Annotated in this window: 3 protein-coding genes; 1 reads left to right on the plus strand and 2 read right to left on the minus strand. The window is 72.9% G+C overall.

What is annotated here, in order from left to right; translation table 11 throughout:
- Nucleotides 1–120 precede the first annotated feature (120 nt).
- Nucleotides 121–906, plus strand: a complete 786-nt coding sequence (locus tag P1P70_RS43150) for a sulfite exporter TauE/SafE family protein (protein WP_319247751.1) — start codon at nucleotides 121–123, stop codon at nucleotides 904–906.
- A gap of 32 nt (nucleotides 907–938) precedes the next feature.
- Here the strand turns inward: P1P70_RS43150 and P1P70_RS43155 are convergent, their stop codons facing one another.
- Together P1P70_RS43155 and P1P70_RS43160 are read right to left on the minus strand one after the other, a co-directional pair.
- Nucleotides 939–1604 (minus strand): class F sortase, encoded by a 666-nt coding sequence (locus P1P70_RS43155; protein WP_319247753.1) that lies wholly within the window; start codon nucleotides 1602–1604, stop codon nucleotides 939–941.
- A 149-nt stretch (nucleotides 1605–1753) separates the two neighbouring features.
- Nucleotides 1754–2284 (minus strand): hypothetical protein, encoded by a 531-nt coding sequence (locus P1P70_RS43160; protein WP_319247754.1) that lies wholly within the window; start codon nucleotides 2282–2284, stop codon nucleotides 1754–1756.
- Nucleotides 2285–2658: the final 374 nt, after the last annotated feature.

Here is a 2658-nt window from a genome sequence, read left to right on the forward strand (position 1 = left end):
GTGCACGGGGCGAGACCGGCGGGGTGCACGGGGCGAGGGCGGACCGGCCGGGGTGCCGAACCTCAGAAGATCCTCAGGTCGATGGACGACGCACCTATCTCACCGCATAGGGTCGCGATCATGCCTGATATATCGCTGACCATGGTCGTCGTCCTGTGCGTCGCCGCGCTCGCGGCCGGCTGGATCGACGCAGTGGTGGGCGGCGGTGGGCTCCTGCTCCTCCCCACCCTCCTCCTGGGCCTGCCGAACGGCGCCTCGGCCGCGCAGTACGCGCTGGGCACCAACAAGGCCGTCGCCATCGTCGGCACGACGGGTGCCGCGGTGACGTACGCCCGGCGCACGCCCGTCGACGTGAAGACCGCCGTACGCATCGGCCTGGCGGCTCTCGCGGGCTCGACGGCCGGTGCCTTCGTGGCCGCGGGCATGAGCACCGAGGTCCTGAAGCCGGTGGTCATGGTGGTCCTGCTCGCCGTGGGCGCCTTCGTCATCCTGCGCCCCTCCTTCGGCACGGCCCCCGGCACCGGCCCGGTCTCCGCGCGCCGTGTCCTCGCCGCGATCGGCCTGGCGGGTGTCGGCATCGGTTTCTACGACGGCCTCGTCGGCCCCGGTACCGGCACGTTCCTGGTCCTCGCCCTGACCGCCGTCCTCCACCTCGACCTGGTGACCGCCTCCGCCACCGCGAAGATCGTCAACTGCTGCACCAACGCGGGCGCCCTCGCCATGTTCGCCTGGAAGGGCACGGTCTACTGGCAACTGGCGGCCCTGATGGCGGTCTTCAACCTCGTCGGCGGGACGGTGGGCGCCCACACCGCCCTCAAGAAGGGCAGCGGCTTCGTCCGCGTCGTCCTGCTGACGGTCGTTTTCACGCTGGTGGCGAAGATGGGGTACGAGCAGTGGGTGGCGTGAAGAGCTGCGCGCGCGGGGTCGGGTGTCGGTGATCAGCGGGCGCGGCTGCCCGTGAGGCGGGCGAAGACGACCACGTTCCCCTGGTAGCCGGTCGCCCGTGAGTATCCGCCGCCGCACGTGATGACCCGCAACTCGGGCCTCGGCGCGGCCCCGTACACCTTCTCGTCGGGGAAGTTCCGCGCGTCGTACACCTCCACCGCGTCCACCGTGAACAGGGCGGTCCCGCCGTCCCGCCGGTCCACCTCGACAGCGGCGCCCCGCCGCAGCGCGCCCAGGCGGTAGAACACGGCGGCACCGTCGGCGTTGTCCACGTGCCCGGCGACGATCGCGGTGCCCCGCTCACCCGGCGTCGTGCCGGCCTCGTACCAGCCCGCGAGGTTCTCCTTCTCGGCGGGCGGGACGTCGAGGCTGCCGGTGGGCGTGAGACCGAGCCCCATGAGCGGCGCGTCGACGCGGAGCGAGGGGATGCGGATCCGCACCGGCGGGGAGGGCGGCAGCGCGACGGCCGCAGACCCCTCGTCCCCCCGAACGTTCGACGTGCCCGACGTGCCCGACGCACCACTCGACCGGTCGTGGGCCTGCGCGGCCGACGGCTGCGGCGGCGCGTGCGACGCGGTCCCGCTGCGCAGCAGCCACGCGCCCGAACAGAGGGCCACCACGGTGACCCCGGCTATGACGGCATTGGCGACCCGACGCACAGAAACCTCCTCATGGGCCGACGGCACCCCGTCGGGGCGCGCCGCAAGCTGGTGGCCCCCCTTGTTCCTCCCCTCCGGGCCGAGGGGCGTCGGGCCCGGAGGGGAGGAGGGGACGGCGGTACCGGCGGACGGACGGCGGAGGGTGTCCGTCAGATCCCGTCGCCTCTCGCCCGGCGATGCAGGAGCCAGGTACCGCCCGCGGCGGCGACGGCCAGGGCCGTCACACCCGCCGCGGTCTGCACGGGGTCGGGGCCGAGTGCGCCGCCGACCCCCGTCTTCACGCTTCCTCTCGGGTACGTCGGCTGCCCGGTCCGCGTGCCGGTGAGCGAGACCACCAGGTCGCCCGTGACCCGGGAGTCTCCGTCCGCGCAGGTCGCGACGATCTCGTACGTCCCCGGCTGCGCGCTCGGCGGCACCTCGAACCGCCCGCCGAGCCGCCCCTGCCCCTCGCCGGGGGTGAGCGGGAAGGAGCCGGCGCCGACCGCGCCGGCGTCCCCCGTCGCGGTACCGTCCGCACCGCAGGCCGCCGTGCGGACGGTGACCTCGTCGCCGGGGACGACAGCGGCGGGGGACAGTTCGAGGCGCCCGGAGCCCGACCCGCCGTACGCGGGTGCGCCGGCGAGCGCCGCGAAGGCGAGGGCGAGCGCGGTCGTGGCCAGCGTCCGGGCGGTACGTCGCATCGTGCTGCCTCCTCCGAGAGTCCTCCGTTCCTCTCCGAGGTAAGTGGCTCTCCGCCCCGCGCGCTTCCTGATGGTTTGTCAGAAATAAGGTGAATGGGTGTCAGGCGGTGGGCGGGGACGGCCGGGTCGATGGATGTTTGTGCAGGTCACAGGGGCGAGGGTGGGGGCGCGGAGAACCGGGACGCGCTGGGTGGCCGGTGGGGGTGTGAACGGGTGACCGACGGAATCGGACGCGGCGTGAGTTCACTTGACCTCAAGCAAAGTTGAGGTACCACGCTGATGTCCATGAAGACCGCGACGCACACCCACACCGCGGCCCCTATAACACACATGCCGCTCCCAACAAAAACCCTCGTGAACAGCTGGGTATCCCC

Source organism: Streptomyces sp. MB09-02B (assembly GCF_033794485.1).
Classification (GTDB): Bacteria; Actinomycetota; Actinomycetes; order Streptomycetales; family Streptomycetaceae; genus Streptomyces.

Excerpts from the sequence above, each read along its gene's own strand:
- P1P70_RS43150 (WP_319247751.1), top strand. The coding sequence starts at position 121 with ATGCCTGATATATCGCTGACCATGGTCGTCGTCCTGTGCGTCGCCGCG.
- P1P70_RS43160 (WP_319247754.1), bottom strand. The coding sequence starts at position 2,284 with ATGCGACGTACCGCCCGGACGCTGGCCACGACCGCGCTCGCCCTCGCC.